The sequence below is a fragment of the Neotabrizicola sp. VNH66 genome (assembly GCF_049445895.1).
Taxonomy (GTDB): domain Bacteria; phylum Pseudomonadota; class Alphaproteobacteria; order Rhodobacterales; family Rhodobacteraceae; genus Pseudogemmobacter.
The window spans coordinates 1-25,475 of the sequence record NZ_JBMSDW010000017.1; the positions used below are offsets into that span (position 1 = coordinate 1).

Annotated in this window: 22 protein-coding genes and 1 pseudogene; 10 read left to right on the plus strand and 13 right to left on the minus strand. The window is 65.2% G+C overall.

Annotated features, from left to right (window positions below):
- Together ACO2Q5_RS19020 and ACO2Q5_RS19025 are read left to right on the plus strand one after the other, a co-directional pair.
- Positions 1-117, plus strand: a pseudogene (locus ACO2Q5_RS19020) (erythrose-4-phosphate dehydrogenase); the annotation flags it as partial.
- Positions 118-290: 173 nt separating this feature from the next.
- Complete coding sequence (locus tag ACO2Q5_RS19025; protein ID WP_423293954.1) at positions 291-452, plus strand: hypothetical protein; 162 nt, start codon at positions 291-293, stop codon at positions 450-452.
- Positions 453-522: 70 nt separating this feature from the next.
- Here ACO2Q5_RS19025 and coaD read toward each other — a convergent pair whose 3' ends face one another.
- The 3 genes from coaD to ACO2Q5_RS19040 all read right to left on the minus strand — a co-directional run bounded on the left by coaD (position 523) and on the right by ACO2Q5_RS19040 (position 2,480).
- A complete protein-coding gene (coaD, locus tag ACO2Q5_RS19030) occupies positions 523-1,014 on the minus strand; it encodes a pantetheine-phosphate adenylyltransferase (protein WP_423293956.1) in 492 nt (163 codons plus the stop codon).
- 87 nt (positions 1,015-1,101) lie between these two features.
- Positions 1,102-1,536 carry a CBS domain-containing protein gene (locus ACO2Q5_RS19035; protein WP_423293958.1) on the minus strand — a complete coding sequence of 145 codons (435 nt, stop codon included), beginning with the start codon at positions 1,534-1,536 and terminating at the stop codon, positions 1,102-1,104.
- Between the two features lie 56 nt (positions 1,537-1,592).
- The gene (locus tag ACO2Q5_RS19040) at positions 1,593-2,480 is read right to left on the minus strand and encodes a LysR family transcriptional regulator (RefSeq protein ID WP_423293960.1); all 888 of its coding nucleotides are present in this window, start codon (positions 2,478-2,480) and stop codon (positions 1,593-1,595) included.
- A gap of 170 nt (positions 2,481-2,650) precedes the next feature.
- On the opposite strand from ACO2Q5_RS19040, the gene ACO2Q5_RS19045 reads away from it, so the two are divergent.
- Positions 2,651-4,150 carry a CoA-acylating methylmalonate-semialdehyde dehydrogenase gene (locus ACO2Q5_RS19045; RefSeq protein ID WP_423293962.1) on the plus strand — a complete coding sequence of 500 codons (1,500 nt, stop codon included), beginning with the start codon at positions 2,651-2,653 and terminating at the stop codon, positions 4,148-4,150.
- Between the two features lie 145 nt (positions 4,151-4,295).
- Positions 4,296-4,505 carry a YgaP family membrane protein gene (locus ACO2Q5_RS19050; RefSeq protein WP_423293964.1) on the plus strand — a complete coding sequence of 70 codons (210 nt, stop codon included), beginning with the start codon at positions 4,296-4,298 and terminating at the stop codon, positions 4,503-4,505.
- Here the strand turns inward: ACO2Q5_RS19050 and ACO2Q5_RS19055 are convergent.
- The 4 genes from ACO2Q5_RS19055 to recA form a co-directional block, all read right to left on the minus strand.
- Positions 4,502-5,302, minus strand: a complete 801-nt coding sequence (locus tag ACO2Q5_RS19055) for a class II glutamine amidotransferase (protein WP_423293966.1) — start codon at positions 5,300-5,302, stop codon at positions 4,502-4,504. The genes ACO2Q5_RS19050 and ACO2Q5_RS19055 overlap by 4 nt on opposite strands.
- A gap of 178 nt (positions 5,303-5,480) precedes the next feature.
- On the minus strand, positions 5,481-5,771 hold the full coding sequence (locus tag ACO2Q5_RS19060) for a DUF1330 domain-containing protein (RefSeq protein WP_423293968.1): 291 nt from the start codon (positions 5,769-5,771) through the stop codon (positions 5,481-5,483).
- A 3-nt stretch (positions 5,772-5,774) separates the two neighbouring features.
- Positions 5,775-8,429 (minus strand): alanine--tRNA ligase, encoded by a 2,655-nt coding sequence (alaS, locus tag ACO2Q5_RS19065; RefSeq protein ID WP_423293970.1) that lies wholly within the window; start codon positions 8,427-8,429, stop codon positions 5,775-5,777.
- Positions 8,430-8,553: 124 nt separating this feature from the next.
- On the minus strand, positions 8,554-9,621 hold the full coding sequence (gene recA, locus ACO2Q5_RS19070) for a recombinase RecA (RefSeq protein ID WP_423293972.1): 1,068 nt from the start codon (positions 9,619-9,621) through the stop codon (positions 8,554-8,556).
- Positions 9,622-9,825: 204 nt separating this feature from the next.
- Between recA and ACO2Q5_RS19075 the strand changes: the two genes are divergently transcribed.
- The gene (locus ACO2Q5_RS19075; RefSeq protein ID WP_423293974.1) at positions 9,826-10,416 is read left to right on the plus strand and encodes a hypothetical protein; all 591 of its coding nucleotides are present in this window, start codon (positions 9,826-9,828) and stop codon (positions 10,414-10,416) included.
- Between the two features lie 9 nt (positions 10,417-10,425).
- Here the strand turns inward: ACO2Q5_RS19075 and ACO2Q5_RS19080 are convergent, their stop codons facing one another.
- The 3 genes from ACO2Q5_RS19080 to guaB form a co-directional block, all read right to left on the minus strand.
- Positions 10,426-12,699: an ATP-binding protein gene (locus ACO2Q5_RS19080; protein WP_423294112.1), complete on the minus strand. Its 2,274-nt coding sequence runs from the start codon at positions 12,697-12,699 to the stop codon at positions 10,426-10,428.
- A 136-nt stretch (positions 12,700-12,835) separates the two neighbouring features.
- Positions 12,836-13,978 (minus strand): RsmB/NOP family class I SAM-dependent RNA methyltransferase, encoded by a 1,143-nt coding sequence (locus ACO2Q5_RS19085; RefSeq protein WP_423293976.1) that lies wholly within the window; start codon positions 13,976-13,978, stop codon positions 12,836-12,838.
- Positions 13,978-15,426 carry an IMP dehydrogenase gene (gene guaB / locus ACO2Q5_RS19090; protein WP_423293978.1) on the minus strand — a complete coding sequence of 483 codons (1,449 nt, stop codon included), beginning with the start codon at positions 15,424-15,426 and terminating at the stop codon, positions 13,978-13,980. Before guaB ends, ACO2Q5_RS19085 begins: the two co-directional genes overlap by 1 nt.
- A gap of 136 nt (positions 15,427-15,562) precedes the next feature.
- Between guaB and ACO2Q5_RS19095 the strand changes: the two genes are divergently transcribed.
- The gene (locus ACO2Q5_RS19095) at positions 15,563-16,258 is read left to right on the plus strand and encodes a type 1 glutamine amidotransferase (protein WP_423293980.1); all 696 of its coding nucleotides are present in this window, start codon (positions 15,563-15,565) and stop codon (positions 16,256-16,258) included.
- Between the two features lie 81 nt (positions 16,259-16,339).
- Here ACO2Q5_RS19095 and ACO2Q5_RS19100 read toward each other — a convergent pair whose 3' ends face one another.
- Genes ACO2Q5_RS19100 through ACO2Q5_RS19110 form a run of 3 tightly spaced genes read right to left on the minus strand, consistent with a single transcriptional unit; the run spans position 16,340 to position 19,741 of the window.
- Complete coding sequence (locus ACO2Q5_RS19100; protein WP_423293982.1) at positions 16,340-17,311, minus strand: ROK family protein; 972 nt, start codon at positions 17,309-17,311, stop codon at positions 16,340-16,342.
- A gap of 43 nt (positions 17,312-17,354) precedes the next feature.
- Positions 17,355-18,686 (minus strand): GH1 family beta-glucosidase, encoded by a 1,332-nt coding sequence (locus ACO2Q5_RS19105; RefSeq protein WP_423293984.1) that lies wholly within the window; start codon positions 18,684-18,686, stop codon positions 17,355-17,357.
- Positions 18,687-18,712: 26 nt separating this feature from the next.
- Complete coding sequence (locus ACO2Q5_RS19110; RefSeq protein ID WP_423293986.1) at positions 18,713-19,741, minus strand: LacI family DNA-binding transcriptional regulator; 1,029 nt, start codon at positions 19,739-19,741, stop codon at positions 18,713-18,715.
- Between the two features lie 284 nt (positions 19,742-20,025).
- Between ACO2Q5_RS19110 and ACO2Q5_RS19115 the strand changes: the two genes are divergently transcribed.
- From ACO2Q5_RS19115 to ACO2Q5_RS19130, 4 genes are all read left to right on the plus strand, one after another.
- Entirely contained in the window at positions 20,026-21,372 is a 1,347-nt protein-coding gene (locus tag ACO2Q5_RS19115; protein WP_423293988.1) for an ABC transporter substrate-binding protein, read from the plus strand.
- 99 nt (positions 21,373-21,471) lie between these two features.
- Positions 21,472-22,695: a carbohydrate ABC transporter permease gene (locus ACO2Q5_RS19120; RefSeq protein WP_423293990.1), complete on the plus strand. Its 1,224-nt coding sequence runs from the start codon at positions 21,472-21,474 to the stop codon at positions 22,693-22,695.
- An 11-nt stretch (positions 22,696-22,706) separates the two neighbouring features.
- Positions 22,707-23,846, plus strand: a complete 1,140-nt coding sequence (locus ACO2Q5_RS19125; protein WP_423293992.1) for a carbohydrate ABC transporter permease — start codon at positions 22,707-22,709, stop codon at positions 23,844-23,846.
- Positions 23,847-23,853: 7 nt separating this feature from the next.
- Positions 23,854-25,473 carry an alpha-amylase family glycosyl hydrolase gene (locus ACO2Q5_RS19130; protein ID WP_423293994.1) on the plus strand — a complete coding sequence of 540 codons (1,620 nt, stop codon included), beginning with the start codon at positions 23,854-23,856 and terminating at the stop codon, positions 25,471-25,473.
- The last annotated feature ends 2 nt before the right edge of the window (positions 25,474-25,475 follow it).

Here is a 25,475-nt window from a genome sequence, read left to right on the forward strand (position 1 = left end):
GACCAGACCAAGGTCATGGACGGCACAATGTGCTCGGTCCTGAGCTGGTACGACAACGAATGGGGCTTCTCCAACCGCATGGCGGATACCGCCGTCGCCATGGGGAAACTCATCTGAAACCGCGGAAATCCCACGAAAAAGGCGCCTTCGGGCGCCTTTTTTCATTCAGAACAGCTATGCCGCACCTGCATAGCCGCACCGCAGCATCGGCAGTTGTTAGCGCCAGCATAAACGCTATCTTTCACTCAGCCGGAAGGAAAAGCAGACCCCCGCGATGAAAGGATATGAAAATGCTGACGATGATCCGTGAAGCCGCCCGCAAGCATACGCTCTACCGCCGCACCCGCGACGAGATTGCCCGCATGCCGCGCGAAGTGGCGCTTGACCTGAACCTGTTCCCGGAAGATGCCCAACGCATCGCCTATGAAGCCGTCTACGGCCGCAAAGCCTGAGACGTCTTCCCTTCCGGGTCCCGCAGGGCCCGACCAGAACACGGGGGGCCCAAAGCCCCCCTTTCGCATTTCAGGCGTATTTCGCCTTCAGCGCTTCGACCACCGGCGGGGTCACAAAGCGCGAGACATCGCCCCCCAGCCGGGCGATTTCCTTCACCAGCTTGGAGGCGATGGCCTGACGGCGCGCATCGGCCATCAGGAAGACCGTCTCGATACTGTCGTCCAGCGCCCGGTTCATGCCGACCATCTGGAATTCATATTCGAAATCCGCCACCGCCCGCAGTCCGCGCACGATGACCGTGGCATTCACATCCCGGGCGCAGTCGATCAGCAGGTTTTCGAACGGATGGACCACGATCTCGCCCCCGGTACGGGCCTGGATCGCGTCACATTCGGCGCGGACCATGGCCACCCGCTCCTCCAGGTTGAACAGTGGCCCCTTGTCGCGGTTGATCGCCACGCCGATCACCAGACGGTCCACCATCGCCATGGCGCGCTGGATGATGTCTGTATGGCCAAGCGTCACCGGATCGAAGGTTCCGGGATAAAGACCGATGCGCATTCGGGCATCCTCCAAGGGGCATTCCACGCGACGCACGCAACAATATTGCGCGCGTCGCTGCAAGGGCGAAAATGACGCGGCGCAGCGTCAGAAGCCCTTGATCATTCCCTCCAGAGCATCCTTTTCAGCGTGAAGCTCCTCCAGCCGGGCCTTCACCACATCGCCGATGGAGATCAGGCCGACGAGTTCGCCGCCCTCGATCACCGGCATGTGGCGGAACCGGCCGTCGGTCATCTTCTGCAGCACCTCCTGCGCCTCATCCCCGCGCTGGCAGGATACGAGCCGGGACGTCATCAGCGAGCCCACGCTGTCGTTCAGACAGGCTGCCCCGCTTTGCCCGAGTGCACGGACGATGTCGCGTTCCGACAGGATGCCCTGCGCGCGCTGCCCATCGCCCGACACGATGACCGCACCGATCTTGCGACCCGACAGCAGCGCCACCGCCTCGGCGATGGTGGCCTCCGGCGCAATGGTGATGACGCCGGCCGTGGGCTTCGATTTCAGGATCTGGCTGACAAGCATGGGCTCCTCCTTCCCGTGTCCGTCCTTTGAAGCGTGGCCGCCGCGACATGAGTCTGTCAAGCAAGCCTTTCGAATGACGCCATTTCTGCCCGCGCCTCGCGCAGCAGCACCTCGGCAAAGCTGCGCAGCCGCGCGACCCGCCCGTCATCGGCATGGCGGATCAGCCAGAACGACCGCTGCAGCGCGATCTCAGGCAGAATCCGCATCAGCTCGGGTGCGGCGGGCAGCGCGAAATCATGCACCATCCCTAGCCCCGCCCCATGCCGCAAGAGGTTCAGCTGCACCGAGGCGGAGTTCGACGACAGCGTGACCGCAGGGCCGCCCAGTTCGGCCAGATAGTCCAGTTCCTTGTCGAAGATCAGATCGGGGATATAGCCGATGAAACGCCGCCCGGTCAGATCGGCCGCGCTGCGGATCGGCGGCTGCGCAGCCAGCCAGGCGCGGGAGGCCGCCAGCACCAGCCGGTAATCCACCAGCTTCTGCACCGTCAGCCGCCCCGTCTCGGGCCGGGAGACGCCGATCGCCATATCCGCCTCGCGCTTTGACAGGTTGAAGACACGGGGCAAGGCCACCAGCTGCACCTCCAGCCCCGGATTGGCGTCGCAGATCCGGGCCAGCACCTGCGGCAGCAGGAAATTGGCGCAGCCATCCGGGGCCCCCAGCCGGATCAGCCCGCTGAGACCGGCCTCCGGCCCCGTGACCGCGCCCGAAGCCGCCAGCAGCGCCGCCTCGGCCGCTTCGGCATGGGGCAGCAACCGCTGGCCCCCGTCCGTCAGCGCATATCCCTGCGGCGAGCGCAGAAAGAGCCGCCCGCCCGTGGCTTCTTCCAGCCGGGAGATGCGACGGCCCACGGTGGCCGCGTCGATCTTCAGCCGCCGCCCGGCAGCCGACAGGCTTTCGCTGCGCGCCACCGCCAGAAACACCCGCAGATCATCCCAGTCCATGCCATGCCTCCTTGTGCGCTCCGCTTCTCCTCGGAGAGATCCGCCGATGCGCGCATGACCATGCGACGAAGCGGCGGCCTTTGCGAAAATGCAAAATGACTTTGGAATATTGACGCTACCTTCCGCATTTCCGCAAGACTACAAAGGGGCAGCAAAAACGGGAGGCGTCGATGGAAGAGATCGGTCACTGGATCAACGGCAAGCGGGTCGCAGGCACTTCGGGCCGCTTCTCGGATGTCTACAACCCCGCCACGGGCGAGGTTCAGGCGCGTCTGGCGCTGGCTTCGGTTGCGGAACTGGACGCGGCGATCCAGTCGGCGGCGGCAGCGCAACTGAAATGGGCCGCCACCAACCCGCAGCGCCGCGCCCGGGTGATGATGGCCTTTGGCGCGCTGATCAACAAGAACATGGACCGTCTGGCGGAACTGGTCAGCCGCGAACATGGCAAGACCCTGCCCGACGCCCGCGGCGATGTGCAGCGCGGGCTTGAGGTGGTCGAGGTCTGCATGGGTGCGCCCGCGCTTCTGAAGGGCGAATACACCGATTCGGCCGGCCCGGGCATCGACCTTTATTCGATGCGCCAGCCGCTTGGCGTTGTCGCAGGCATCACGCCCTTCAACTTCCCGGCCATGATCCCGCTGTGGAAGATGGCCCCCGCCCTCTCGGCCGGGAATGCGATGATCCTGAAGCCCTCGGAACGCTGCCCCTCGACCTCGATGCTGCTGGCAGAGCTGCTGCAGGAGGCCGGTCTGCCCGATGGCGTGCTGCAGGTGGTGAACGGTGACAAGGAAATCGTCGACGGTCTTCTGGACCATGAGGTCATTCAGGGCATCGGCTTTGTCGGCTCGACCCCGATCGCACAATATATCTACGGCCGCGCCGCGACGAACGGCAAGCGGGCGCAATGTTTCGGCGGCGCCAAGAACCATATGATCATCATGCCCGATGCCGATCTGGACAAGGCGGCGGATGCGCTGATCGGGGCGGGCTTCGGCGCGGCAGGCGAACGCTGCATGGCGATTTCGGTCGCGGTGCCGGTGGGCGAAAAGACCGCCGATGCGCTGATCGACAAGCTGGTGCCGCGGATCGAGAAGCTGAAGATCGGGCCCTACACCGCGGGCGATGACGTGGACTTCGGCCCGGTGATCACCGCACAGGCCAAGGCGCGGATCGACGGGCTGGTGCAATCGGGCGTGGATCAGGGCGCGAAACTGGTGGTCGATGGCCGCAATTTCCGCCTGCAGGGCTATGAGAACGGCTTTTTCGTTGGCCCGTCGCTGTTCGACAATGTCACCCGCGACATGGACATCTACAAGCAGGAGATCTTTGGCCCGGTCCTCTCCACCGTCCGCGCCAAGACCTATGAGGATGCGCTGAATCTTGTCATCGACAATGAATATGGCAATGGCACCGCGATCTTCACCGCCGATGGCGACACCGCGCGCGACTTCGCCAGCCGGGTGAATGTGGGCATGGTAGGCATCAATTTCCCGATCCCGGTCCCGCTGAGCTATTACACCTTCGGCGGCTGGAAGAAATCGGCCTTCGGCGACCTGAACCAATATGGCCCGGACGCCTTCCGCTTCTACACCAAGACCAAGACGGTGACCGCGCGCTGGTTCAGCGGCATCAAGGACGGGGCCAGCCTGAATTTCAAGGCGCTGGACTGACGCAATCGCGGCCGGGGGGCCAGCCCCCCGGCCCCCCCGGGATATTTAGAGACAGAAAATGGCAGCTTGCGGGCTGCCTTTTTCATATTCGAATTTCTTTATATTTATGCTAGGCTGATCCCGGCAGCATTCCCCGGAGGACGCCATGTTCACCACCAATGTCGGCGGCATCGACCGTATCCTGCGCATCGTGATCGGCGCGGCGCTGATCGTCTGGTTCTTTGTCGATCAGGGCACCACCGGCTTCTGGCACTGGGCCAAGCTGATCGGCATCGTGCCGCTCCTGACCGGGCTGTTCAGCACCTGCCCGCTGTATTCGGTGCTGGGCCTGAACACCTGCCCGGTGCGGCGCTAGGCCGCCATGGCCAGCAGGCGGCAGGGCCGGAATGGCTCGACCGTCAGTTCCGCGCCACGGAAGGTGCAGAAGCTGGCATCCGGCAGTTCGGTCCAGTCGCCCTCGGCATCTTCCAAGGGCTCTGACACCACCGCCATGCCACGGCGGCTGTCGGACCAGCGGTAATAGAGCGTCGGCGCTGGTTCGGCATCGCTGGCATAGCGCACGGCGTAAAGGTTCACCCCGTCCGACATGGCCACCGTCATGCGCAGATGCGGCCCCTGCCCCTTGTCCCGCGCCAGCCGGATGAACCGCGCCGCCGCGCGTTCCAGCGCACCGCACGGATCCTGATCCATCCCCTCCCCCAGGGCGACGAGAAACAGCGCCTCGCTGTCGGTCGCGCCCTTGCGGTGCGGATACAGCGCCTCGGGGATCAGCATTTCGGCGTCGCGGCGAAAGCCGTCATAGCCGCCCACCTGCCCGTTGTGCATGAAGCTCCACCGGCCCACGGTGAACGGATGGCAATTGTTGCGGCTGGTCGCGGTGCCGGTCGAGGCACGGACATGCGCCAGAAACAGCCCGGATTTCACCTGTGCGGTCAGGCTGCGCAGGTTCGGATCGCTCCATGCCGGCATCACGTCGCGGTAAAGCCCAGGCTCCGGCCGCTCACCATACCAGGCGATGCCAAAGCCATCCGCATTGATCGCGGTATGGCAGCGCGTCGCGCCCTGACTTTGGTGGATCAGCGAATGTCCCGGACGGGACACGATATCTTCCAGAAAGATCGGCTCACCCGAATAGGCTGCCCAACGGCACATGTCACCCTCTTATGCCCGCCCGCGCTGGTGCCGGGGGTTCATCCTCCCGTACCGCCAGTGTCACCTCTGCGTTGCAGAATAGCAGCCCTTCGCGCCGCCGTTAAGCGGGGGAAAGGCTGACCAGGCCGGATTTTGCGGCAGGATTCCGCCCTTTGCCGCAACAAAGGGCAGGAATTCGTTATTCGATCCCTTCGACCACCACCAGATCGCGCACGGCGGCGCCCCGGGCATGGTCCAGCGCCGCCTGATATTCCGGCGAATGGTAGCAGGCGACCGCCGCCTCAAGGCTCGGGAACCGCGCCAGCACATTGCGCGCACGGTCGGTGCCTTCCAGCTGCACATAGCGGCCGGACCGCGCCAGAAACACCCCGCCATGCGCGGCGATGGCATCGGTGGCCCCGGCGGCGTAAAGCTTGTAACGCTCCGGGTCGGTCACTTCGACATGGGCGATCCAATAGGCTGCGGGCATGGGTTAACCTCCAATCACGGCTTCGGCGGCCTTGATCGCGGCCTCGGCCCCGGCAATATCGGCCCCACCCGCCTGCGCCATGTCGGGACGGCCACCGCCACCCTTGCCGCCCATCGCCTCAGCCGCAGCCTTGACCAGCGCCACCGCGCTCAGCCGCCCGGTCAGATCCGCCGTGACCCCCGCCGCGACCGCCGGCTTGGCCCCGGTATCGGCGATCAGCAGCACCGCGCCCGAGCCGATGCGGCCCTTCATCTCATCAATCAGCGCGGGCAGATCCTTGCCCGAAACGCCTTTCAGCACCTGAGCAATCAGCTTCACCCCGTTGATTTCACGCGCTTCCGGCCCCGCACCGCCACCGCCCATGGCAACTTCGCGCCGCAGGCTGGCCACTTCGTTCTGCAGGCTGCGGCGTTCGTCGAACAGGGCCTTCACCCGCTCCACCACCTCGGCCGGAGAGGCCTTCAGCACCGCGGCAATCTCGGCCAGCCGGGCCTCCTGCGCGCGCAGATGGGCCAGTGCCGCCTCACCCGTCAGCGCCTCAATCCGCCGCACCCCGGCCGAGGACGCGCTGTCGCCCAACAGGACAAAGGCGCCGATGTCGCCGGTGCGCGTGACATGGGTGCCGCCGCAAAGCTCAAGGCTGTAGGTCTTGCCGTCCGCGCCCTTGCCGGACCCGTCCTGCCGCCCCATCGAGACGACACGCACTTCCTCGCCGTATTTCTCGCCGAACAAAGCCTGCGCGCCAAGCCCGCGCGCATCATCCGGCGTCATGATCCGGGTTTCGACCGGGGTGTTCTGGCGGATGTAGTCGTTCACCTCCGCCTCGACCTTCGCCAGTTCCACGGCGGACAGCGCCGCATTGTGGCTGAAATCGAACCGCAGCCGGTCCGCCGCGTTCAGGCTGCCCTTCTGGGCCACATGGGTGCCCAAGGCGCCCCGCAGCGCCTCATGCAGCAGGTGGGTCGCCGAATGGTTCGCCCGGATCGCGCCGCGGCGGCTGTGCGACACCTCCAGCTTCGCGGGCTGGCCCTTGGCCACCGCCCCTTCGCACACCGTGCCGATGTGGATGAAGACGCCTGCTGCCTTTTTGGTATCCGTCACCTCGACCAGCCCGGTATCGGTGCGGATCCAGCCGGTGTCACCGACCTGACCGCCGGATTCGGCATAGAACGGGGTCTGGTTGACCACGATCTGTACCGCTTCCCCGGTCTGAGCGCTGCCGATTTCGGCGCCGTCGCGGATCAGGGCCTGTACGACGCCTTCGGCCGTCTCGGTCTCATAGCCCAGGAATTCGGTCGCCCCGTCCTTCTCGGCCAGTTCGAACCAGATCTTGGCGTCTTTCGCCTCGCCCGTGCCGGACCACGACGCGCGCGCCTTGGCCTTCTGTTCGGTCATGGCGGCATCGAACCCCACCACATCCACCGCGCGGCCCATTTCGCGCAGCGCATCCTGCGTCAGGTCCAGCGGGAAGCCATAGGTGTCATAAAGCTTGAACGCCGCCTCGCCCGGCAGGTCCGCGCCTTCCGGGATTTTCGCCAGTTCGTCATCCAGAAGGCGCAGGCCGCGGTCCAGGGTCTGGCCGAACTTGGTTTCTTCCAGCTTCAGCGTCTCTTCGATCAGGCTCTGCGCGCGGGTCAGTTCGGGGTAAGCCGCCCCCATCTGGCGCACCAGGGCCGGCACCAGACGATGCATCACCGGATCCTTCGCGCCCAGCATATGCGCATGGCGCGCGGCCCGGCGCAGGATACGGCGCAGCACATAGCCACGCCCTTCGTTCGAGGGCATCACCCCGTCGGCAATCAGGAAGGAGGTCGATCGCAGATGGTCCGCGATCACCCGGTGGTGCACCTTGCCCGGTCCATCGGGATCCGAGGAGGTGACATTCGCACTGGCCTCGATCAGGCTGCGCATCAGATCGGTATCGTAATTGTCGTGCTTGCCCTGCAGCAGCGCGCCGATCCGCTCCAGCCCCATGCCGGTGTCGATCGACTGCATGTCCAGCTTGCGCAGGCTGCCATCGGCCAGCTGCTCATTCTGCATGAACACGTTGTTCCATATCTCGATGAAGCGGTCGCCGTCCTCATCCGCGCTGCCGGGCGGGCCGCCCCAGACCGAGGGGCCGTGGTCGTAGAAGATTTCCGTGCAGGGACCGCAGGGGCCGGTCGGCCCCATCCGCCAGAAATTGTCGTCCGTTGCGATGCGGATGATCCGCTCCTCCGGCAGGCCCGCCACCTTTTTCCACAGCGTCGCCGCCTCGTCATCGGTATGATAGACGGTGACCAGCAGGCGCTTCGGATCAAGGCCGAACCCTTGCGTCAGAAGCTCCCATGCGAAGGGGATCGCCTGATCCTTGAAATAATCGCCGAAGGAGAAATTCCCCAGCATTTCAAAGAACGTGTGGTGCCGCGCGGTATAGCCCACATTGTCCAGATCATTGTGCTTGCCGCCTGCACGCACGCATTTCTGCGCCGTGGTCGCGCGCTTGTAATCACGATGTTCGGTCCCGGTGAACAGGTTCTTGAACTGCACCATCCCGGAATTGGTGAACATCAGCGTCGGATCGTTCCGCGGCACCAAGGGAGAGCTGTCCACCACGCGGTGGCCGTTCTTCTCGAAAAAGTCGAGGAAGGTGGAACGGATGTCGTTCAGGGACGCCATGGCCGGGGCCTTTCGGAAATCGGACTATCGGCCTTTCATGTAACGGCGGGTTCGTGGCCTGTCCACGGGGCGCACGGGGCCGGAGCCAAGAAAAAGGCCGGGCATGAGCCCGGCCGTTTCACGGTTACGCGTCGTCTTCGGTGACTTCACCGTCCGACATGTGGAAATCCAGCCCGTTGGCGGCGCGAATCCGGTCTTCGATATCCTGCGCCATGGCCGGGTTGTTCCTCAGGAAGGTCTTGGCGTTTTCACGGCCCTGACCGATCCGCTCATCCTTGTAGGAATACCAGGCCCCGGATTTTTCGACCACGCCAGCCTTCACGCCGATGTCGATCAGCTCACCCGTCTTCGAGATGCCTTCGCCATACATGATGTCGAATTCCACCTGCTTAAAGGGCGGTGCGACCTTGTTCTTCACCACCTTTACCCGGGTGCTGTTGCCGACGACTTCGTCCCGGTCCTTGATCGCGCCGATGCGGCGGATGTCCAGCCGCACCGAGGCGTAAAACTTCAGCGCATTGCCGCCGGTGGTCGTCTCCGGGCTGCCGAACATCACGCCGATCTTCATGCGGATCTGGTTGATGAAGATGACCATGCAGTTGCTGCGCCCGATCGAGGCGGTCAGCTTGCGCATGGCCTGGCTCATCAGCCGGGCCTGGGCGCCCACAGTAGCATCGCCCATATCGCCCTCAAGTTCAGCCTTGGGCGTCAGCGCGGCCACCGAGTCGACCACGATCAGGCTGACCGCACCCGAGCGCACCAGCGTATCGACGATCTCCAGCGCCTGTTCCCCGGTGTCGGGCTGGCTGATCAGCAGCTCGTCCAGATTCACGCCCAGCTTGCGGGCATATTGCGGATCCAGCGCATGTTCCGCATCGACAAAGGCGCAGACGCCGCCCTTTTTCTGTTCTTCCGCCACCACATGCAGCGTCAGCGTGGTCTTCCCCGAGCTTTCCGGGCCGTAGATCTCAACGATCCGCCCCTTGGGCAGCCCGCCGATCCCAAGCGCAATATCCAGCCCAAGGCTGCCGGTCGAGGTCGCCTCGATCTCCATCGCCGGATTGTTCGCGCCGAGCTTCATGATAGAGCCCTTGCCGAACTGCCGTTCGATTTGCTGGAGCGCGCTTTCCAGCGCCTTCTGCTTGTCCATTTCCTTCTTGCTCCCGAAGTCCAGCAGGCTGGCCGTGCTCATGTTCAAGATCCCTTATCCCATAGCCGGTCCGGGGCGACAACCCGGCGGATGTTTCGCAAATGTTCCCGTTCTTATCAGATCAAAACGGGAACAAATCAAGCAAATTCTTGCAAAATCAGCTTTTGCGCGATTCCGTTAAAGGATAGTTTACAGCGCAGAGAGAAACCGTCCGGCAGGGGCGGAAATTTGCGGACGGGGACGGATATGCTGGTTTTCTGGGAGGCGCGGCTGGTCTTTCTGGCCACGCCCAAGGCGGGCTCCACGGCTCTGGCCAGCGCGCTCGAATCGCTGGCCTCGGTCTCGGTCCAGCGCCCGCCCGTGCTGAAACACACCACGGTCCACCGGTTCCGCCGTTTCGTGGGTCCCTATCTGGAGGCGGCGTCCAAGGCCGAATTCACCGTGGTCGCGATGATGCGCGAACCGCGGGACTGGCTCGGCTCGTGGTATCGGTTCCGCATGCGCGAGGATCAGCCCGATCCGCAGAAATCCACCCGCGGCATCAGCTTCGATGATTTCGTCCGCGCCTGGTGTTCGGATCCGAAGCCGGAATTCGCCGATGTTGGCAGCCAGGCCCGGTTCCTGCGGCCGCGGCAGGGGCAAGGGGTGGACCGGCTGTTCCGCTATGAGGATATCGGCGGTTTCGTCGGCTTCCTCGAAGACCGCCTCGGCTGCGAGATCACCCTGCCCCGGGTGAATGTCTCGCCTCCGGGCGCGACCGACCTGTCGCCCGAGACGGAGGCCCTGCTGCAGGAGGCGGCGGCCGAGGATTTCGCTCTGTATCGCGCGCTGCCCTGACCGGCCGGGTCAGTGCAACTGTCCCTGCACCGTGGCCGTCAATTCCGAGAGCGAAAAGGGTTTCGGCAAGAAGACCGAATTCGGAATCCGTGCCTGATCCTCGCTCAAGCAATCCTCAGCATAGCCCGAGACGAAGATCACCGGCACATCCGGCCGGTCGGCCAGCGCCTGCCGGACCCAACTGGGGCCATCCATTCCCGGCATCACCACATCGGTGACGAAAATATCCACCTGCAGGGCCGGATCGGCCAGAGTCTCCAGCGCCTGTTCGGCATTCTCCGCCTCAAGCACAGTATAGCCGCGCAGCCGAAGCGCCCGGCTTGCAAAGGCGCGGACCGGCGCCTCATCCTCGACCAGAAGCACCACGCCATCCCCCTTGCGCGGCCCCTGTATCTGCGGAACGAGCTCAGGAACGGCCCGCTCCGATGCGCCTTCGGTCAGGTCCTGCACCGGGAACAGCAGTTCGAAGGTGGTTCCGTCGCCCGGGGCGCTGTCGACGAAGACATAGCCGCCGGATTGCTTGACGATGCCATAGACCGTGGACAAACCAAGACCCGTCCCCTCTCCCGGGCGTTTCGTGGTAAAGAACGGCTCGAAGATCTTGCCGATGCGGTCGGGCGGAATGCCGCAACCGGTGTCCGACACCCGGATCACCGCATATTCGCCGGCCGGAACCGTGGCATCGCCCCGCAGCACCGGATCGGCCAGATGCAAGGCCTCGGTCGCGATGCGGATGGTGCCCCCCATGGGCATCGCATCCCGTGCATTGACCACAAGATTCATCAGCACCTGTTCCAGCCGCCGGCGATCGGCCCGCACCGGCCCCAGAAGCGGGTCATTCGCCACTTTCAGCGCCACCCGCTCTCCGATCAGGCGGTTCAGGAGGTGGCTCATGTCCAGAAGCACCTCAGCCATATCCAGACGCTCCGGCTTCAGCGTCTGCTTGCGCGAGAAGGCCAGCAACTGGCTGACCAGCGCAGCCGCACGGTTGGCATTCTGCCGGATCTGCTCCAGATCCGCGAAATCGCCGTCCTCGCGGTCCCGCCGCAGGAGAAGCAGATCGCAATGACCCGAAATGGCGGTCAGCAAATTGTTGAAATCATGTGCAATCCCCCCGGCCAGCTGCCCGATGGCCTGCATCTTCTGGCTCTGGTTGAACTGCGCCTCCAGCCGTTTCAGCGCGCTGGCATCGGACAGGATGGCCAGCGCCATCGGCCGGCCCAGTTCAACGAAACGCCGAAGCTGCACCTGAACGAAGCTTTCCTCGCCCGCGCCGCGCAGCCGCATGACCTCGGCCCCGGCGGGCAGCCGCTCCTCGACGATGTCCGAGAGCCAGTCGCCCACCGGACGGCCCAGGTCCTCAAAAAGGTCGTGGATGGCAAGGCCCGCCGTCTCTCGCAGGAGAAGATCACGCGCGGCGCGGTTGGCCGCCTGAAGAAAGCCGTCGGCCGCGAATTTCAGAAGCGGCACCGGAAGCGTCTCGAACTCGGCCGGGCTGTCATCCTCGGGCCGGTGTTGCGCGGGCAGCAGATAGATCTCGCGCCGGTCGCCCACGCCTTCGACCTCGGCTGCGATGGCGCGCACCGGGCCAGAGACCGCAGCCACCTGCACGAATTCGCCGCTGGCAAAGCGGGGCCTGCTGAAAATCCGGTCAAGCCGCTTGGGCCGTTCGCCCAACAGGCGCCGCATCGCCTCGTTCGAGAACAGCACGACCCCGGCGCGGTTCGCCACCACCATCGGCAGGCTCAGCCCCTCGGCCCCGCGGGCGCCCGGGCTGCGGTCCTGAAATTCCTCGATCCGCCAGAGAAATCTTGTCCGGGCCAAACGATGTACCGAAAGCCGCATATGGCCGCGGCGGGTGACCACATCCTCGCGCGCCCAGCCGGAGCCCGCGGCCCGCGTCTGCAGGCGGAACATCACGGCCGAGGGTGAGGCCATCTGTTCCTGCAGCGCGCTGACCAGCGAAGCGGCAGGGCGGTCGCCGAAACGGGTGATCGCCGCAGTGTTCCGGAAGAGGATCTGGCCCAGCTCATCAGTGGAAAAGCAGGGCGCCGCATCTTCGCCCAGCAGCATCTGCAACTGTGCGGCAAGCCTGCCCTCACGCCGAGTCTCAATCCGGGTGAAGGCCACCAGCCCCAGCGTCAGCACGATCAGCACGATTCCCGTCGCGGTCAGTGTCAGCCGGAAGCCGCTTTCCCCCGCCATCAGGGCAAGGACAAGGGCCACCGCCGCAGCCGCCACCAGCCAGACCGCCTGCGCCGACAGGCCGCGTGCCGCGACCATCACCGCCCTGAGTTCGCCGTCCTGCCTGATCACATGCCATCTCCACCCGGGGGAGAGAAGTCCCCGATGCCTTTAGGCCCTGCAAATCGTTAATTCCGACTTAACCGCAGCCCGCCAACATCCGCAAGTTGAGCGATTATGCACGCGCCAGCAGCGCGAGATAGAACCCGTCGCCACCCTGAAGCGGCGAGAACCGGCGTTCCGCCTCGATCCGCCAGCCGGGGGTGCGGGACAGGAAGGCGGCGATCTGGTCCTCATCTTCAGCCCGCAGGAAGGAACAGGTGGCATAGGCCACCCACCCACCGGGGGCGACCATCGGCGCCACGCGGTCCAGAATATCGGCCTGAATGCGGGTCAGCTCGGCCAGACGCTCCGGTGTCAGCGCCCATTTTCCCTCGGGGTCGCGGCGCCAGCTGCCCGAGCCGGAGCAAGGCACATCTGTCAGGACCAGATCATAAGGCGCTGCCTTCTCGGGGTTTTCCGTCAGAATGACTTTCACCCCCGCCCGCGCTGCACGGGCCGGAAGATCGGCCATCCGCCGGGGCGCCGCGTCATGCGCCCAAAGCCGCAGCCTGGACCGCGCGGCCATGGCCAGCGTCTTGCCGCCACCGCCCGCGCAATGGTCCAGCACCCGCATCCCGTCGCGCAACGGCAGCGCCTCGATCACCGCCTGCGAGGCCGCGTCCTGCAATTCCACCAGACCTTCGGCATAGGCGGCGCTGTTCTGCACCTTGCGCGCGCCCTCGGTCACCTCCAGCGCCATGGCGGCCAAAGGATGCGGCACGGCGGCAATCCCCTCGGCGGCGAGCCGGGCCATCGCATCCTCGCGGCGGCCGCGGGCGGCATTCACCCGCAGGCAGACCGGGGCGCGGTCGCGCATCGATTCGGCCACCGCGGGAAAATCGGTGCCAAGTGCCTGCTGCATCAGGGGGATCAGCCAATCCGGCAGATCGGTCGCCTCGGCCCAATCAGGCGCGCGACCGGCCCCGGTGGCAGGGGCCGGGCCATGCGGGCTGCCGTCAAACCACTGGTCCTGCAGGCCGGAGGCACGGGCAAGGCCAAGGATCAGCCCATGGCCCGTGTCGCCTCCGCCAAGTGCCGCAGCCGACCGCCGCCGCCGCAACGCCCCGAAGACAAGGTCACGCACCGCCGCCCGGTCGCCCGATCCGGCATAGCGCGCGCCGCGGCCCCAATGAGTCAGCGCCCGTTCCGCCGGTTCCCCGGCCAGAACGCGGTCCAGCACGGAAATGGCCGCGGCGGCCCGGGCAGCGGGCGTCATCAGCCGACCCGGTAATTCGGGCTTTCGCGGGTGATCTGCACGTCATGGACATGGCTTTCCTTCAGCCCTGCCCCCGTGATCCGCACGAATTCGCAGTTGGTCTTCATCTCTGCAATCGTCGCACAGCCGGTGTAGCCCATGGCCGCGCGCAGACCGCCCACCATCTGGTGCAGCACCGTCGCCGCCGGGCCCTTGTAGGGCACCTGCCCCTCAATCCCCTCCGGGACCAGCTTGTCCGACGCCGCATCCTTCTGGAAATAGCGGTCGGCCGAGCCGCGGGCCATGGCGCCAAGGCTGCCCATGCCGCGGTAGGATTTGAACGACCGGCCGTTCCACAGGATCACCTCGCCGGGCGACTCGTCAGTGCCCGCAATGGCGCTGCCGACCATGGCGCAGGAGGCGCCCGCCGCGATCGCCTTGGCGAAATCGCCCGAGAATTTGATGCCGCCATCCGCGATGATCGGCGTGTCGCCCGCGGCGCGGACCGAATCCATGATGGCGGTCAGTTGCGGCACGCCCACGCCCGCCACGATCCGCGTCGTGCAGATGGAGCCGGGGCCGATCCCCACCTTCACCGCATCCGCCCCCGCGCCGATCAGCGCGCGCGTCGCCTCACCCGTCGCCACATTGCCCGCCACCACCTGCACGGTGTTCGACAGCTTCTTGATCCGCTCCACCGCGCGGGCCACGCCTTCGGAATGGCCATGCGCGGTGTCGATCACCACCATGTCCACGCCCGCGTCGATCAGCGCCTGGCTCCGCTCAAACCCCGCATCCCCCACGGTCGAGGCGGCAGCCACCCGCAGGCGGCCCAGCTCATCCTTGCAGGCATGGGGGTTCAGGACCGATTTCTCGGTGTCCTTCAGCGTCAGAAGGCCGGTGAGTTTCCCCGTGCCATCGGTCACCAACAGCTTTTCGATCCGCCGCGCCTTCATCAGGCTGATGGCCTGCGCGCGGTCCACCGGCTCGCGCAGCACGGCCAGATTGTCGGCGGTCATCATCACCGAAACCGGGGTGCGGTCATCACTGGCAAAGCGCATGTCGCGGTTGGTCACGATGCCCAGCACCCGGCCCCCGGCATCCACCACCGGAAATCCGGTGATGTTGTAGCGCTCCATCAACAGCTTGGCATCGGCCAGCGTCTGATCGGGCGTCAGGGTGATCGGCTTGTAGACCACACCGGATTCGAACCGCTTCACGCGGCGGACCTCGGTCGCCTGCGCCTCGGCATCCAGATTGCGGTGGATCACACCGATGCCGCCCGCCTGCGCCATGGCAATCGCCATCCGCCCCTCGGTCACGGTGTCCATCGCGCTGGACAGCAGCGGGATGTTCATCCGGATCGACTTTGTCACAAAGGTGGTGGTGTCGGCATCGGACGGCAGCACCGAAGAGGCGGCCGGAACCAGAAGCACATCGTCGAACGTGAGAGCCTCACGAATCTCCATGGGAGTCTCCTCGGGGATGATCGTTTGGCGGTTCCCTGTTTCACTTCCCTGCTGCGGGTGCAAGGGGAAATCCCCCGCCCGCCCTTGAAAGCCGCCCGCGCCCGTGCAGACTGGCCGCAGCCTGCCGGAGAAGCCTATGCGCGTGCTGATCGTCGAGAATACCGCCATCACCCATCATGGACAGGTGGGGGTCGCCTTGCATGAACGCGCGGCGCTGGTGGATATCCTTCGCCCCTTCCGGGACGAGGCGCTGCCGCTGCGCCCTATGGCCGATGCGCTGGTGGTCTTCGGCGGCGAACAATCGGCGCTGGACGACGAAAGCCACCCCTATCTGCCGCAGCTGGCCGATCTGATGGCCGCCTATGCCGCCGAAGACCGGCCGGTGCTGGGCATCTGTCTGGGCAGCCAGCTTTTGGCCCGCGCCTTCGGGGCGGAAAACCGGCTGGGCCAGACGCAGGAGTTCGGCTGGTGCGAGGTCGCGCTGACCGGGGCCGGACAGGCCGATCCGGTGACCGGCGCCCTGCCCGGCCGGTTCCCGATCTTCCAGTGGCATTCCGACACATTCACCCTGCCGCCCGGCGCGGTGCATCTGGCGGGCAGCGATGTGGCGCCGGTGCAGGCCTTCCGCATCGGCCGCGCCACCTATGGCACGCAGTTCCATTTCGAGGCGAACCGCGCGGTGGTCGCCGACTGGACCCGCACCTTCCCTGCCCTGACCGAGCGGCTCCGCCCCGGCTGGGCGGATCAGCACCCCGAAGAGGCCCTGACCCGCGGCACCACCGCGGATGCATTGGGCCTCACGCTGGCCCGCAACTGGGTCAGCCTGATCTGATCCCATTCATCTGTTCATAAATATCCTGCGGGAGGTCCGGAGGGTGCAAAACCCTCCGGGAGTGCGGCAGGACGCAACAGCTCAGCCGCTGGCCGCCAGCCAGGCCGCGCAGCCGGTCAGCGCGGCATAGTCATCTTCCACGACCGAAACGCTGAAATCATTCAGCAGAAGATCCACCCGCCGCGCCTCGCGGAAACCTTGCGTCAGGCCGAAGCGGTCGAAATGCGGGGTCATCGCGCGGGCCATGCCGCCGATCAGATAGATGCCGCCCCACGGCAGATGGATCAGCGCCAGATCGGCCAGAACCTGCGCCAGGATCCGGGTATACAGCGCCGCGGCATGCACGGCCACCGGCTCGTTCGCGGCCAGCGCGGCCAGCACCTCGGCAGAGGCCAGACCGCCGGGCTGCCCGGCCTCTGCCGCAGCAAAGGCGTATAGATTGCCCAAGCCGCGGCCGGCCAGAACCTCCTCAACTCCGCAATGCGCCACCTCGCCCCGGGCCGCCAGCAACCCCTCGACAAAGCGCAGCAGGCGCAGGTCTTCGTCACCGCGCACCGGCATGTTCACATGACCGCATTCCGAGGCCGGCACCACGCGGCCCGCCCCCGCCCCATGCACCGGGGCGGCATTGACGCCGGTGCCAAGACCGACCACCAGCATCGGCCCCGCCACTTTCGGCCCGGTGATCACCGGACGCAGCAGCGCCTCGGGGATATGGCCAAGCGCATGGCCCTGCGCCTGCAGATCGTTCAGGATCGCCACCCGCGCAGCCCCTGTCGCGCCCGACAGCTTGGCCGCATCCATCACCCAGTCCAGGTTGGTCATGGTCGCCACGCCATCCTGCACCGGCCCGGCGGCGGCCACGCAAACCCCTTCGGGCGCCGCGCCGGTCTGGGCGAGATAATGCCGCAGGATCTGCGCGATATCCTGCCCGCGCGCCTTGTAATCGGCGTTCGGGAAGCGCCGGATCGTTTCTGTCAGGACGCGCGTGCCCTCGGCCAGCGCAACCCGCGTGTTGGTGCCGCCGATATCGGCCAGAACTGCAAGGGCCATTGCCCGTCTCCCCCCGGAAAACCTTTGGTCTTTGAACCTGCGTTCAGTCGTTTCGGGCCAGCGCCCGCTTCAGCGCGAGATACGAGGCTTTGGGCACCCGCTGCAAGGTTTGATAATCGACATGCACGATGCCGAAGGTTTTGGCATAGCCCTCGGCCCATTCGTAATTGTCCAGAAGCGACCAGTAGAAGAACCCCTTCAGGTTCACCCCGTCCGCAATCGCCTGTTTCATCGCGCCCAGATGCGCCTCTATGAACCGGATGCGGGCCTCATCCGTTATGGCGCCCCCATCGACCGTATCGGCATTCGCCATGCCGTTTTCGGTCACGAAGACCGGCAGATCGCCCACATAGTCGCGCGCCAACCGGGTCAGGAAGCCGTGCAGGCCATCGGGATAGATCTCCCAGCCCATCTGCGTCTTGTCCAGCGGGCCCGCAACCTCACGCGTGGCGGGCCAGGGCGTGCCGGGTGCGGCCTGATGGATGTGGCGGGTGTAGTAATTCACCCCCAGCCAGTCCAGCTTCTGGCCGATCACCGCCATATCCGCCTGCCAGCCCTGCGGCAGATACGGCTCCAGCCCCTCCAGCGCCTCGGCAGGATAGCTTTGCCGGGTGATCGCCTCGATGAACCAGCGGTTGAAGATCGCATCCTGCACCGCCGCCGCCGCCCCGTCTTCGGCCGAAGCACTGGCCGGCGCGGCATGGTCGAAGTTCAGCACGATGCCAAGCGGCGCCGACACCCCGTCCGCGCGCATCCGCTGCATGCCCAGACCATGGGCCAAGAGGATATGATGCATTGCCCGCGCGGCGGCCCGGATGTCGCGCAGTCCGGGCGCATGGGCGCCCAGAAAATGCGACAGCCATGCCACGCACCAGGGTTCGTTGATGGTGGAAATATTCATCACCCGGTCCCCCAGGCGGCCCGCGACGACACCCGCATAATCGGCAAAGTGCTGCGCGGTGTCGCGGTTCGCCCAGCCCCCCCGGTCAGCCAGCGCCGAGGGCAGATCCCAGTGATAGAGCGTATGCGACGGCTTCAGCCCCCGTTCCAGCATTCCATCGACAAGACGGTCATAGAAATCAAGACCTTCCGGATTGACATTCACGCCATCCGGCATCACCCGCGCCCAATTGGTGGAAAAGCGGTAGGCATCGAAATTGCCCGCGCGCAGCAGGTCCAGATCCTCGGGCCAGCGGTGATAATGGTCGCAGGCGATCCCGCCGCCTTCGGCCTTCACCACATTGCCCGGCGTCGCGGAAAACGTGTCCCAATGGCACGGGCCGCAGCCCCCGAAGGATGAACCTTCGATCTGGTAGGCCGCCGTTGCGGCGCCGAAAACAAAGCCCTCGGGGAAATCGAAACGCGAGAATTTCATGGCAGGTCCGTGTTTTCGTTGGGGGATCAGCGCCGCGGCGCCGGACCTGTGGACTGGCCGATGATCAGATCGGCCTCCATCAGGCGGCTTGGCAGGGTTTCGGGCCGCTCGGCGATCAGGCCCAGCAGGGTTTCGGCGGCAATGCTTCCCGCCTGCCGCACCGAGGACCGCGTGGCGGTGAAGATCGGCACATCCTCGCCGTTCTTCATGTAGCTGAGGTCGTCGTCATGGATCACGACCGAAACGTCGCGCCCCATCCGCAACCCCCGCTCTTCCAGCGCGCGGCGGATGCCCATGCCGGATATCATCGAGGATGCCAGAAAGGCCGTGGGCGGATCGGGCAGGTCCAGCATCCGCCGTCCGGCGCGATAGCCCGACACTTCGGTCATCTCCTCGCTGGCCATCAGCCGCGGATCCGGCGCGATGCCGCGCGCGGCCAGCGCCTCGACATAGCCGCTGCGGCGGCGCACGGCGAAATCCATGAATTCCAGCCCGTTGACCAGCGCGATCCTCCGGTGGCCGAAATCCAGCAGCACCTCTGTCGCGCGGTGAAAGGCGCGGCGGTTGTTCACGTCGATCCAGCTGTAGGGCAACGCCACCTGCGAGGCGCGGCCATGCACCACGAAGGGCAGCCCGATCTCGGTCAGCAGCGGGATCCGCGCATCGTCCAGCCTTGGGGCATGGACGATGACGCCGTCCACATTGCCCTTGGACTTCAGCGCGCGGTAGGCGGCCTCCTCATCCTCGTCCCGCACGACCGACAGCACCATGTCATAGCCGTTGCGGCTATAGACCTCTCCGGCACCGGCGATGAAATCCGCGAAGACCGGGTTCACGATCTCATGCCGGCTGGCGATCGGGATGACATGACCCACGGCCATCGCCCGGCCGGTGGCCAGCCGGATCGCCCGGGTGTTGGGATGATAATTGTAACGTTTCGCAGCCGCCATCACCCGCTCACGGGTGGATTCGTTCACCTCGGGATAGCCGTTCAGCGCACGGCTGACGGTTGTGGGCGACAGGCCCAGCTTTGCTGACAGCTCCTTAAGGTTCATTTCAGGTCCGGTCGGGGCGGTTCAAAACGGTTTCAATCCGCCCGAACTTAGCCATTGGCGGCGAAGAGTCAAAGCCCTTCACACCGCCCCTGCGCAGATGCAACGTTGCAATTTCTGCAAGTGCAAAGGCGCTTTGAGTTTGACAGGGCAAAATCCATCGGCAAGTGTTGCGCATCCAAAGCGGTTTGAGCGAATCTGGATTCCGGCCCGTTCCGGGCTGTTTCGGGGATCGTCAGACCGGAAGGATTTCTGCCGGCGGGGACGTCGGCACAGGGGAGGAAGTGATGAAGAAGATTCTGATGACCGGCGCCGGCATGCTGGCGCTGACTGCGGGTCTTGCGCAGGCACAGGACCTGAAATTTCCCGTGGGCGAAGGTGCGTTCAACTGGGACAGCTACAAGGCCTTTGACGAGGCGCACAATCTGGAAGGCCAGACGCTGACCATCTTCGGGCCGTGGCGCGGCGAGGATCAGGTCCTGTTCGAATCGGTCTACGCCTATTTCGCGGCGGCAACCGGCGTGAAGGTGAACTATTCCTCGTCCGAGAATTTCGAACAGCAGATCGTCATCGACACCGAAGCCGGCAGCCCGCCCGATGTGGCGATCCTGCCGCAGCCGGGCCTGATCGCCGAACTGGTGCGCAAGGGCCATGTGCAGCCGCTGGGTCAGGAAACCCAGGACTGGCTGGCCGCGAATTATGCCGCGGGTGACAGCTGGGTCGCGCTTGGCAGCTTTGCCGGGGCGGACGGGGCCAAGGCGCTTTATGCCTTCCCCTTCAAGATCGACGTGAAATCTCTGGTCTGGTACGTGCCCGAGAATTTCGAGGATGCGGGCTACGAAGTGCCCGAAAGCATGGAAGACCTGAAGGCGCTGACCGAACAGATCGTGGCCGATGGCGGCACGCCCTGGTGCATCGGTCTGGGATCGGGCGGGGCGACCGGCTGGCCGGCGACCGACTGGGTCGAAGACATGATGCTGCGCACCCAATCGCCTGATGTCTATGACAAATGGGTCAGCCACGAAATCCCGTTCAACGACCCCGCCGTCGTTGGCGCCATCGACGAATTCGGCTGGTTCGCCAAGAATGACGCCTTCGTGGCGGGCGGTTCCGCCGCCGTCGCCTCGACCGATTTCCGCGACAGCCCGAAGGGACTGTTTACCTCGCCCCCGCAATGCTACCTGCACCATCAGGCCAGCTTCATCCCGTCCTTCTTCCCCGAAGGCACCGTGGTGGGCGAAGATGCGGACTTCTTCTACATGCCCGCCTATGCCGGCAAGGATCTGGGTCAGCCGGTTCTGGGCGCGGGCACGCTTGTGATGGAGATGAAGGCCACCGATCCGGCCAAGGCCTTCATCGAATTCCTGAAGACGCCCATCGCGCATGAAGTCTGGATGGCGCAATCCTCGTTCCTGACGCCTTACAAGGCCGCCAATGCCGAGGTCTATGCCAATGCCGCGATGAAGAAGCAGGGCGAGATTCTGCTGAACTCCACCACTTTCCGCTTCGATGCCTCGGATCTGATGCCGGGCGCCGTGGGCGCGGGCACCTTCTGGACCGGCATGGTCGATTTCGTCGGCGGCAAGTCGGCGCAGGCTGTGGCCGACGCGATCGAGGCCGGCTGGCCGAAGTGACGCGACCGGCCCCGGGGCATCCGCCTCGGGGCCGTCTTCCGCAGCGCCCCGCTCTGGCGGGGTGCGGCTTCGGTTGCAGGGTAACGGGGGGAGGCGAGTATGAATCCGGCACTTCAGGCCGTCGTGGTGATCTTGGTCGGCGTCGGCGGTTGCATCGGCTATTTCTGGCTGGCGAATTTCATTCTGGACAAGGTGCTGTTTCCGGCCCGCGGGCCGCAGGCAGGGCGCAACATCAACCGCGCCAGCGCCATCCGGCCCTGGCTGTTCCTGTTCCCCGCCCTGTTCCTTCTGGGCCTCTATCTGGCCTATCCGGTCTTCGCGACGCTCTGGCTGTCGCTGACGGGCCGCGACGGGCAGTTCGTGGGGCTGAACAACTACACCGCCATGTTCGGCGAGCCGAAATTCCGCGAATCCTTGTGGAACAATCTCTTGTGGCTGGTCGTGGTGCCTGCCGCCTCCACCGCCTTCGGGTTGCTCGCAGCACAGCTGACCGACCGCATCCGCTGGGGCAATCTGGCGAAATCGCTGATCTTCATGCCGATGGCGATCTCCTTCGTCGGCGCCTCGGTGATCTGGAAGCTGATCTATGACACCCGCGATGCCGGGCTGGCGCAGATCGGCCTGCTGAACGCGCTGTGGATGAAGTTCGACGGCGGCATCGGCTCGATCCTGATCCTGCGGGTGTTGCCTGCGGTTCTGCTGGGGGTGCTGATCCTCGGGCTGGCCTATGTGGGCTGGCTGGTGCTGCGCCCGGTGCTGGCGGGCCGTGCCCGCGGGCCGTGGCCCATGGCGGGCCGGATCACCGGCGCGGTGATTGCGGCGGGGCTGGTGATCGTGCTGGCCACATGGCTCTGGGGGGTGTTCACCAATGCCCTGCCCTATGGCCGCCCGCAGGTCTGGCTGCAAAAGCCGTTCTGGAACAGCTTCTTCCTGATGGCGGTGCTGATCTGGATCCAGACCGGCTTTGCCATGGTCATCCTGTCCGCCGCGATCCGCGGCGTGCCCGAGGATACGATCGAGGCCGCCATTCTGGACGGCGCCAACCCCTTCCAGATCTTCTTCAAGATCAAGGTCCCCCAGATCCTGTCCACCATCGTCGTCGTGTGGACCACCATCACCATCACCGTGCTGAAGGTGTTCGATATCGTTCTGGCCATGACCAATGGCCAGTGGGAGACGCAGGTTCTGGCGAATTACATGTATGACAAATTCTTCCGCGCCTTCGACTACGGCACGGGTTCGGCCGCCGCCATGATCATCATGCTTCTGGTGACGCCGATCCTGGTCTGGAACGTCTGGAACGCCCGCAAGGAAATGCGCTGAGGGGAATGGTCATGGACAATATCGCCGGCAAGAAATCCGCGCTGCAATGGGCCGTCCACCTGTCGGTGGGGCTGCTGGTCCTGCTCTGGGTGCTGCCCACGCTGGGGCTTCTGGTCTCCTCCTTCCGCACCGGGGACCAGATCTCTTCCTCCGGCTGGTGGCAGGCGTTTTCGACACAGGAAGCACAGCAGCCCGCCATCCGCATCTCAGGAACCGAGGTGCAGAGGGACGGGCTTTTCGTGATCGAGGGCAGGCTCTTCGCAGGCTCGGGGGCCGAGGTCAGCGCATGGGGCACCTCCTCGCGCGAGCCGGAGGCCTATGAGCCGGGCCAGACCGCCGATCTGCCCGACGGGCTGCGTCTGACAGTGCAGGGCGACGGCGCCTTCAGCCTGACCTCGCCCGTCACCACCGCCGACATGCGGCTGCCCCGCGTCTTCACCACCGCCTCCACCCCGCCCGAATTCACGCTGGACAATTATTCCAACGTGATCTTCTCGCCGATGGCGGGGCAGTCGATCGGACAGGCCTTCCTGAACACGCTGACAGTGGCCATCCCGGCGACGATCATCCCCATCCTTGTGGCGGCCTTCGCGGCCTATGCCCTCGCCTGGATGGATTTCCCCGGCCGGGCGCTGCTGGTGGCCTTTGTCGTGGGCCTTCTGGTCGTGCCGCTGCAGCTGGCGCTGATCCCGCTTCTGAACATGCACAATGCCATCGGCATCGGCAAAGGCTATCTGGGGATCTGGCTGGCCCATACCGGCTTTGGCCTGCCCTTGGCGGTCTATCTCTTGCGCAACTACATGGTGGGCCTGCCGCGCGACATCATCGAAAACGCCAAGGTCGATGGCGCTACCGATTTCCAGATTTTCGTCAAGATCATCCTGCCCCTGTCCTTCCCCGCGCTGGCCAGCTTTGCCATCTTCCAGTTCCTCTGGACCTGGAACGACCTTCTGGTCGCACTGGTCTTCCTTGGCACCGGCAATGACCAGCAGGTGCTGACCGGCAACCTTGTCAACCTGATGGGGTCGCGCGGCGGCGATTGGGAAATCCTGTCGGCCTCGGCCTTCGTGTCCATCGCGGTTCCGCTTCTGGTGTTCTTCTCCATGCAGCGGTTCCTCGTGCGCGGGCTTCTGGCCGGTTCTGTCAAGTGAGAGACCTATGACCATCGAAAAGAACCCGGACTGGTGGCGCGGCGCCGTCATCTACCAGATCTACCCGCGCAGCTTTCAGGATTCGAACGGCGATGGCATCGGCGATCTGCCGGGCATCACGTCGCGCCTGCAGCATGTGGCCGATCTGGGCGCCGATGCGATCTGGATCAGCCCGTTCTTCACCTCGCCAATGAAGGATTTCGGCTATGACGTCAGCGACTATTGCGACGTTGATCCGATGTTCGGCCGGCTGGCCGATTTCGACGCGCTGATCGCCCGCGCGCATGAGCTGAACATCCGGGTGATGATCGACCTCGTGATGTCGCATACCAGCGATCAGCACCCGTGGTTCAAGGAAAGCCGCAAGGACCGCACCAATCCCAAGGCGGACTGGTATGTCTGGGCCGATCCGAAGCCCGACGGCACGGCGCCGACCAACTGGCTGGCGATCTTCGGCGGCTCCAGCTGGCAATGGGATGCCCGGCGCGAGCAGTATTATCTGCACAACTTCCTGGCCAGCCAGCCCGACCTGAACTTCCACAATCCGGACGTGCAGGAGGCGCTGCTGGCCGCCACGAAATTCTGGCTGGAACGGGGGGTGGACGGGTTCCGGCTGGACACGATCAACTTCTATTTCCACGACAAATATCTGCGGGACAACCCGCCGCTGCCCCCCGAATTCCGCAATGACCGGACGGCGCCGAAGGTGAACCCCTATAATCACCAGATGCATCTGTTCGACAAAAGCCAGCCCGAGAATCTGGCGTTCCTGAAGCGGTTGCGCGCGCTGATGGTGCCCTATGGTGCGGCCGCCGTGGGCGAGGTCGGCGATGCCGAGCGCGGCTTGCAGATCATGGCCGAATATACCTCGGGCGGCGACAAGGTGCAGATGTGCTACCCGTTCGAGCTGTTGCAGCCCGCGCGCGTGACAGCCGCCGATGTGGGGGCGACCTTTGATCAGCTGGCCGCCGAAGCCCCCGATGCCTGGCCCTGCTGGAGCTATACCAACCACGACACCATGCGGCATATCACCCGCTGGGGCCTGGATGCGCAAAAAATCCGCGGCTATCTGATGATGCTGCTGTCCCTGCGCGGCTCGGTCTGTCTGTATCAGGGCGAAGAGCTGGGCCTGCCCGAGGCCGAGATCGAATATGAAGAGGTGCAGGACCCCTATGGCCTTGTGCTCTGGCCCGAATTCAAGGGCCGCGACGGCTGCCGGACGCCGATGGTCTGGACGCGGGACAATGCCAATGCGGGCTTTTCCACCGCGGAAAAGACCTGGCTGCCGGTCAAGGCGCCGCATCTGCCCCTGGCCGTGTCGGAACAGGAGGGCCGCGACGGCAGCCTGCTGGAATATTACCGTGCCGCCCTTGCCTTCCGCCGCACCCATCCGGTGCTGGCCCATGGCACGATGACCCATCCGGTCATTCAGGGCGATACGGTCAGCTTCACCCGCGACGGGGACGAACGGCTGTTCTGCGCCTTCAACCTTGGCCCCGATGCCGCGCAGGTCGCGCTGCCCGCGGGCAAATGGCGCAATCTGGCAAAGGAACTTGGTGGTGTGGACCCGGATGCGGCGCAGGTCACCCTGCCCGGCTGGGGCTTTGCGATACTCAGGGAGGGGTAATC

Coding starts and splice junctions, on each gene's coding strand:
- ACO2Q5_RS19055 (WP_423293966.1), bottom strand. CDS start 5,302: ATGTGCCGTTGGGCAGCCTATTCGGGTGAGCCGATCTTTCTGGAAGAT.
- ACO2Q5_RS19125 (WP_423293992.1), top strand. CDS start 22,707: ATGGACAATATCGCCGGCAAGAAATCCGCGCTGCAATGGGCCGTCCAC.
- ACO2Q5_RS19050 (WP_423293964.1), top strand. CDS start 4,296: ATGTTCACCACCAATGTCGGCGGCATCGACCGTATCCTGCGCATCGTG.
- ACO2Q5_RS19045 (WP_423293962.1), top strand. CDS start 2,651: ATGGAAGAGATCGGTCACTGGATCAACGGCAAGCGGGTCGCAGGCACT.
- ACO2Q5_RS19105 (WP_423293984.1), bottom strand. CDS start 18,686: ATGAAATTCTCGCGTTTCGATTTCCCCGAGGGCTTTGTTTTCGGCGCC.
- ACO2Q5_RS19115 (WP_423293988.1), top strand. CDS start 20,026: ATGAAGAAGATTCTGATGACCGGCGCCGGCATGCTGGCGCTGACTGCG.
- ACO2Q5_RS19110 (WP_423293986.1), bottom strand. CDS start 19,741: ATGAACCTTAAGGAGCTGTCAGCAAAGCTGGGCCTGTCGCCCACAACC.
- ACO2Q5_RS19080 (WP_423294112.1), bottom strand. CDS start 12,699: ATGGTCGCGGCACGCGGCCTGTCGGCGCAGGCGGTCTGGCTGGTGGCG.
- coaD (WP_423293956.1), bottom strand. CDS start 1,014: ATGCGCATCGGTCTTTATCCCGGAACCTTCGATCCGGTGACGCTTGGC.
- ACO2Q5_RS19035 (WP_423293958.1), bottom strand. CDS start 1,536: ATGCTTGTCAGCCAGATCCTGAAATCGAAGCCCACGGCCGGCGTCATC.
- ACO2Q5_RS19060 (WP_423293968.1), bottom strand. CDS start 5,771: ATGCCCGCAGCCTATTGGATCGCCCATGTCGAAGTGACCGACCCGGAG.
- ACO2Q5_RS19025 (WP_423293954.1), top strand. CDS start 291: ATGCTGACGATGATCCGTGAAGCCGCCCGCAAGCATACGCTCTACCGC.
- ACO2Q5_RS19100 (WP_423293982.1), bottom strand. CDS start 17,311: ATGGCCCTTGCAGTTCTGGCCGATATCGGCGGCACCAACACGCGGGTT.
- guaB (WP_423293978.1), bottom strand. CDS start 15,426: ATGGAGATTCGTGAGGCTCTCACGTTCGACGATGTGCTTCTGGTTCCG.
- ACO2Q5_RS19120 (WP_423293990.1), top strand. CDS start 21,472: ATGAATCCGGCACTTCAGGCCGTCGTGGTGATCTTGGTCGGCGTCGGC.
- ACO2Q5_RS19075 (WP_423293974.1), top strand. CDS start 9,826: ATGCTGGTTTTCTGGGAGGCGCGGCTGGTCTTTCTGGCCACGCCCAAG.
- ACO2Q5_RS19040 (WP_423293960.1), bottom strand. CDS start 2,480: ATGGACTGGGATGATCTGCGGGTGTTTCTGGCGGTGGCGCGCAGCGAA.
- alaS (WP_423293970.1), bottom strand. CDS start 8,429: ATGGCGTCCCTGAACGACATCCGTTCCACCTTCCTCGACTTTTTCGAG.
- ACO2Q5_RS19095 (WP_423293980.1), top strand. CDS start 15,563: ATGCGCGTGCTGATCGTCGAGAATACCGCCATCACCCATCATGGACAG.
- ACO2Q5_RS19130 (WP_423293994.1), top strand. CDS start 23,854: ATGACCATCGAAAAGAACCCGGACTGGTGGCGCGGCGCCGTCATCTAC.
- recA (WP_423293972.1), bottom strand. CDS start 9,621: ATGAGCACGGCCAGCCTGCTGGACTTCGGGAGCAAGAAGGAAATGGAC.
- ACO2Q5_RS19085 (WP_423293976.1), bottom strand. CDS start 13,978: ATGACGCCCGCTGCCCGGGCCGCCGCGGCCATTTCCGTGCTGGACCGC.